The 6,870-nt window shown below is 40.5% G+C and carries 5 protein-coding genes; all 5 read left to right on the top strand.

Annotated features, from left to right (window positions below; all coding sequences use genetic code 11):
* The first annotated feature begins 98 nt into the window (after window positions 1–98).
* The 5 genes from IEX80_RS27655 to IEX80_RS27675 all read left to right on the top strand — a co-directional run bounded on the left by IEX80_RS27655 (window position 99) and on the right by IEX80_RS27675 (window position 6,703).
* Window positions 99–854 (top strand): head GIN domain-containing protein, encoded by a 756-nt coding sequence (locus tag IEX80_RS27655; protein ID WP_188834823.1) that lies wholly within the window; start codon window positions 99–101, stop codon window positions 852–854.
* 47 nt (window positions 855–901) lie between these two features.
* On the top strand, window positions 902–2,266 hold the full coding sequence (locus IEX80_RS27660; RefSeq protein WP_188834824.1) for a condensation domain-containing protein: 1,365 nt from the start codon (window positions 902–904) through the stop codon (window positions 2,264–2,266).
* Between the two features lie 165 nt (window positions 2,267–2,431).
* Complete coding sequence (locus tag IEX80_RS27665; protein WP_188834825.1) at window positions 2,432–3,625, top strand: glycosyltransferase family 2 protein; 1,194 nt, start codon at window positions 2,432–2,434, stop codon at window positions 3,623–3,625.
* 204 nt (window positions 3,626–3,829) lie between these two features.
* On the top strand, window positions 3,830–4,753 hold the full coding sequence (locus tag IEX80_RS27670; protein WP_188834826.1) for a peptide arginase, FlmR/OhkR family: 924 nt from the start codon (window positions 3,830–3,832) through the stop codon (window positions 4,751–4,753).
* 12 nt (window positions 4,754–4,765) lie between these two features.
* A complete protein-coding gene (locus IEX80_RS27675; protein ID WP_188834827.1) occupies window positions 4,766–6,703 on the top strand; it encodes a S41 family peptidase in 1,938 nt (645 codons plus the stop codon).
* Window positions 6,704–6,870: the final 167 nt, after the last annotated feature.

A 6,870-nucleotide genomic window follows, 5' to 3' on the forward strand; every position in this document is an offset into this window, starting at 1 on the left:
AGACCTGACCTGATCATCTTTCCCGGCCATACAAATAAAGTTAACACAGGGCATTCTAATAAATAACCCGTTCGGGGCCACCCAGCAAATCAATTGATATGGAAAATACACTTACATCGCAGGAAGGATATATTGAACGGTTCATAGCAAGGAATGTTTTGGCTTCACTGCTGTTTTTGCTTGTTTTTTCCTGTGCCAGTGCGCAGGCTATTAACGGCGATGGCAAAAGCCTGCGGAAAGCTTATCATGTAAATAGTTATTTATCGGTTGAAATCTATTCGCAACTAAATGTTTATCTCACAGCCGATACTGGCGCCATCGTTATTGAAGCAGACAGCAATATCATACCCCACATACAATTGAAAGCAGAAAAAGGTACGCTCGTTATCAAAAATGATCCTGGTATCTGGTTCAATCCTAAAACCGCTATCAAAGTATCAATTCCCGCCGAAAAAGTAAGAACTATAAAAAATGTAGGCTCTGCCGATATCAACACGCTCAATGTTAAATTAACCGGACCTTCTGTCCGAATTTTGAACATTGGCTCGGGAAAAGTAAAAGCGGCTTTAGATTGCATTGATTTAAAGGTGACCGGCAAAGGATCTGCAGATTTTGACCTGTCAGGAAAAACACAACACGCGGCTATTGATCTGTCTGGAAGCGGAGACATTCATGCGCAAGAATTATCCGCGAATGAGGCAAACCTGCGCTTAAACGGAAGCTGCAACGCCTGGGTCAATTGCCGGGATCGGTTGAATGTACACATACCACTGATAAGTAGCAGTACAGTATATTATAAAGGAAGCCCCCTGGTAAAAAAAACGGGGTTGGGAGGCAGCACCGAAAAAATCTAAGCTTTGATATTTCAATTTGACATTTCAATAAGTTAAACATGGATCACATGCCGGCAGAAATAATTGCGCCTTCCGTTTCACAAAAAAAGTGGTGGCTGGCAAATACCCATCCAGATAAATCAGGATATCAGGATGCGCTGATCTTAGACTTTTATCCTGAAAAAGTTGATGCTGAAGTTTTAAAAAAAACAGTAGGTGTCTTGTATGAAAGGCATGAGAGTCTACGTACAATTTTCCCCTTGATAGCTGGCGAGGTCAGACAGGTTATTTTGCCCGAAGCATTGGAGTGCTTTGATCTCCAATATTATGATATCAGCACTTTGCCGGGCCACGAACAGCACCATTTTATGGTGCAAAAGAAAATGATCAGTTTTCATGAGTTAAATAATGGGCCGCTGAGTAAATTTCTGCTCTTTAAAATCAGCGGGCAACTGTACAACGTAAGTGTTGTACTCCATCACATTATTTCAGATGCATGGTCCGTTAAGATACTGAAAGATGAAATAACGGATGTTTACTCAAAACATAAACTCGGAAAGTATCCGTTCTTTCAATCACCACCAGTTCAGTTAAAAGAATTCACCGAACACCAGAACTTCCAATGCTCAAAAAATAAAGATAGGGATATTGCATACTGGAGGCGGGTTTTATCCGGTGAACCATCAGCTTTAGGCTATCAAGGATATGTTGACAGCGATCTTAAATATAGCGGATCGCATCTTCCGCAGAAGGCAACTGCCTATGTGACAAATTTTACCGATGATGCATATACTGAAATCCTTTCATCTCCATTAACATTGAAATTTGGGTTGGCTCCCGTTTTCTATGCGGGTTTCCTGCTCAGTTTGAACCATCTGAACAAAGCAAACAACATCATTTTTGCATCGCCTGTGGCTAACAGGTTTTTAAGCAAATTTAATGAAACCATCGGATGCCTCACAGGAGGCATTTACTTGACTCATACTTTAAACCATGAGGCTACTATTTCGGATATTGCGGCAGGTTTCCGCCTAAACCTTGTAAATGCATGCCGGCATATAATTTTTGACCATGGTTATCTTGGCCTGGATGAAAGCTACTTGCGCGGGAATTGTGATCTGTATGCTAACCTGGAATTGAGTAAATTAGGTTCCGCGTCATTGATAGGAAACGACAGCCCAATTGGTTACCAAGACCATCAAAGCACATATTATCCATTAGAATGCGCGGTATCTCAATACCTGGACGCCTTTGCATTTCGTTGGAGCTGCAATTTACGGTTCTTTGATCCCGGATTTTTAGAAACACTTGCATTCGTTCATAGAATTGTAATGAGCTATATCGTCGCCCATCCCGATCGTCAGGTTAAAGATTTATTACAGTTATTGAAAAATGATAAGTTATCAGCTGCCCATCGAACAATATCCGGATAATTAACAGCTTGTTCTGGTAATAAGATAGAGGTTTTCCACTCCATCTGCCTCCCATACAATGTCTGCAGTTGTTAAGTATTAACCGTGCGCATACGCCTGCATTAACGTCTTATAATCTGATGATGAAGCCCCGGAGCAAGGATTATCAGATCGAAATCAAATATCATGAAACCGAAACATCAACAATTAGATCTCTTTTCGTGGATAAAACAGCCAGCTTTTTCTGCGAAAAGAATGGCCGTGCTTATTCCTCAATTCAATGAGTGTAAAGACATAGCATATTATTATGGTCGCCTGGAGTATTTTTCAACTTTGGCTCACAAGTATTCCGATGAGCTGGATGTTATATTAATCGACGACGGTTCAAATGATGAGAGCAGGGAAATATTAGCACGTTTTCAGCAGCGGGTTGACAGCGGGTTTTATTCGGCAGCCATAGCCAGCAATACACAAAAAGTTGGCGCATTGAATTTGACGGCCATAAATACCTCTTATGATTATCTAATACTGTCAGATTTTGATACAGACCTCGGCCATCTTGAAAATTTGAGAATGGCAGTCATGCGTCTGGATTATTCGCAAGAATTTATGGGTTGTTATTTGAGAATGTATCCATTTGGGGAAAGCGGCCTTACGTTCAAAATGCAACAATTGGAATATTGCTTTGCCAGGACATATTATAAGTTTCACCAGAAAGAGCGGTCTGTCCCTGTTATGCCTGGTGCCGGATCTTGTTACCGCAGAACCATGTTGCTTGATATTTACAAAATGCATTCCGGTTTAAGGAGTGGGGAGGACCGGGAAGCTGCTACTATTGGCGCCAAGCTTAATTTGAAGGTGTTTTATCTTGAAAATGTAGAAGCTTTGACCCGTCCGCCCAGCCGTCTTCCCCAATTGATAAGTCAGCGTACCCGTTGGTACACGGGGTACATTGAAACTGTTATCAAAGAGCATGCGTTTTATTTCGCCCAAATTAAATCAGGCAGTGTCATCGGTTTACGTACCTTACAGGATTTTGTATCTGTTTTGCTGTTATTACTGTTTCCAATACTGGTGATGATAGTAGCCGCCACAGGCTTCAAAAGCCTTATCGCCGTTTTATCGATAAGCTATTGTTTAAGTGAATGCTATTATTTATTACTGTTAACATACGCTCCTAAAGAAAAGAGGTTTGTGCAAAACCCTTCCATGCTCAGTATTCTGCTCTATCCTTTATTTTGGTTACTGGTTTCTTTTCTTTCCTGGTGGAAAGCGGTGATGTACTGCGTTTTAAATTATAAAACAATAAAAGCACATTTTAACAGGAACAAAGACATGGTTCCACCTTATGTTTTTTACCATCGTGAAGCCAGCATTTAAAGTATTTCGGGCACTAACCAATCTCTGAAAAGCCCCTTAAACAGTGATCAGTCCGTTCTCCGGAGCAGATAACTACATCAAACCTAACGTTGGTGTAAACATCAGCGGTGCTTGTGTAATAAATATTTTCAGCTAAAGCTGATGGTCTAAATTTATGAAATACGCACTGAAGCTATAAACCACATCCCTATATTTTAAAGTTATATGAGATCACAAAAGATACCAGTTTTTATTCTGGAAGAGCATAATGAAGCTTATTATGTGTGGACTGAATGTGTACAGAAGGGTATGTTACCTGCAGCCAATAATGTTTTGTACCATATAGATGAACATGGAGATATGGGGGTCCCCAGGTTCAATAAGTCCATTAATTGCGTGAACGCGGCCGAACAGCGTGAAGTTAGGGCGTTCACGCATGAGGAAATCGGGATAGGCTCATTTATAATGCCGGCTATGTACAAAGGCATTTTCAGCAGTATCTATTGGTTTAAAGTGCAACATAAAGCTACCAAGCGAGATCATCTCATGTATGTCAGGACTTATAATGCGGACGGGTTGAAGCTGCTTTCAGGGCCTGTTACCGAAGAAATAAAGAAGGCTTCAGAAATAGATCATGATCTGAAAATCTTTGATTTTCATTTAAATAATATCAACGAAATGCCTGAAACGGAGCTTTCCATAGCCTTGGATATCGATCTCGATTATTTTTCCTGCTCCGGAAACCCCGTAGAGCTGTATGAAATAAGCATTGAAATAACAAAAGCTGAATATGAAAAATTTCATAGTACACCTTACCACCAAAGTAAATTTCTGGGTTTTAAATCAAACGTTTATGAATCAGATGGTAAGTATCACCTTATACTTAATGATTACAAGCATACCTATCCGGACCTTTACCCTTTTACCTTAAAAGTAGACCGGGAGCTGATCAGCGAACGGATTGCCGAAGTAACCCGGAAACTAAAGCAGAGCAAGGTTGTACCGAAAGTTATAACCATTTGCCGTTCCCGCTTTAGCGGCTTCACACCGGATGACCAGTGGGAATTTATCGAAAGTTCACTGCTGAAAGAGCTTGGATCATTATACGAATTGGATGTTCATTTAACTGCCGGACTCGAAGTAGCCTAATCAAAATCAGAGATGAAAAATATAAAGATATTATTGCTTTTTATTTCGTTTTTCCCCTCTTCGGGATTTTGCCAGTGGAAAGCCCAAACACGTGATTTTGTTAACGACAAAACAGTGTATAGCATCGTGCAGGACAAGAACCAAAAAACGCTCAATTTTCTATTCCCAGAATACGAGTTCTATGATAGGTTAAGTACAAAAGTTTACCCGCTTATAGATGCTGGCGAAGGTATGGGAAAGGGTTATATATGGAAAACCGATTTCTATTACCAGGCCAAACTGGATTCTTCCGAGCATTTTCTCCAGACTGACTTATATCTCGAAAATGTGGGGAGCCTTTTATTTTTGATGTACAATCCTTACAGCCGGACTTTTTATTCAAAAACTATAAAAGTAACTTATCAGGGATACCAAAACCAGCTATCAGATAACCTGGGCGAATGGGACAGTAGCAAGGAACTGCCAGCAATATTTAAAGATAAGGGCCTTTTTCCTTTAAGTGATAAATTTAAGCTCGCGGTGCTGGCAGTGCCGGTCAACCCGGAATTGAAGTTAAAAGTTTATGCAGCTGATTTAGCGGTTGTACACGGTTCGGTAAAATATGTCAGCCTTCCCCCGGATTTTTATTTGCCGCAAGTTGCCAAGAAAAACAGGAAACAGCCGTCGACGTCCTCCGACTTTATGAGCGAATACATTTCTTCATCGACAGATCAGGAAAAAAGAGGTGTCCTTGGCTCAAGTATTTATCTGTCCGATCTGGATGATAAGCTGGCTGAGCGGGATTTGATCAATAATGCTGTACTCAGCTCCGTTAAAAATTACCCTTTTTACGCCGAAAGAAATATCAATAAAGATTCGGCGCTGCGGAAGCTTCAGAAAATAATGCGGTTAAATACGGATACCGCAGGTTTTTATAACTATGTGGGGATATTATCACGTTTTTTAAAAGATGAATTTCATGATCCGCACTTAGGTATCAATATACAGTCAGGCGGCGCAATTAAGGCCCAGCCAGTACAAAAAGTAATCAGGCCGCTGAGAGCCTATAGCATAAGTAATAAACTTTATGTCGCGGCAGTTTTCGATGAACGCTATAAAACGGTGCTGCCATTGGGCGAAGAAATTATAAAAATCGACCAGCGGTTGGTTACCGATATTATGGATAGTTTGAGGAAAAACGATCCGGAAGATGCAAAGAATCTCAATGGCGAGTTTTTGGATGGCCTTGGAAAGCACAAAGCGGACAGTACTGTCCTGACTGTTAAGGGAATTGATGGCATGCAACAAAAGGTGTGCATGAAGTATAATGGCACCTTAACGGTTGATGAAAACTTTAAACCAAAGCAATGTTATTTTAAAATGCTGGATAAAGATGTGGCTTATTACCAGATATCAAGCTGGACATTAGATGTTTATAGAAGGTTTTTAAATAATTGGGATAATGTGAAGAATGCCCGCAAAGTCATCATCGATCTTAGGGGCAACGGTGGCGGGATCGGTTTGTCAGTGTTCCGGTTGCTGTCTGTTTTTTTTGATAAGCCGGCTACCATATATAAGATAAAAGATTTTGAAGGTAATTATTCAGATCCCCTCATTATCAAGTCCAATCAGTATTATCACCTGAATCCGACAGCAAAGCTTGTTGTTTTATGCGATAAAAATACGGCCTGCGCATCGGAGATCTTTATCGCCGGTATTTTAGCGAACAGGGCCAATACAGTTCTTATTGGCAGCGAAAGCACAGGCGGTGTCCTTGCAGACAGGTATGATCTGAATTTTCCTTCGAAAGTAGTTTTCTACACCGATGCGCTCATCGGAAAATTATACCTGAATAAATTTAATTGCATCGAGACAAAAGGCATTGCTCCAACGTCGTTGGTAAGTATCGATCAAATCACAGACTTAAAGCCATACCGGGATAAGGTATTAAGAACTGCCATAAGTGAGTAGATCACCTTTTGAAAGGCCCGGGAATATAACAACAATACAGCAGGGAAGCGAATCTTTGCTTAAGGAGCTATAGGTGTACCATCTAAACCGCTTCACCACTCAGGAGGGGTTTTAGTTTGCTTTTTTTAACAGTTTATTAATCAATAATTTAAATCAAAAAAAGGATG

Origin of the sequence: Mucilaginibacter rubeus (assembly GCF_014643835.1) — a bacterium.
GTDB lineage: Bacteria > Bacteroidota > Bacteroidia > Sphingobacteriales > Sphingobacteriaceae > Mucilaginibacter > Mucilaginibacter rubeus.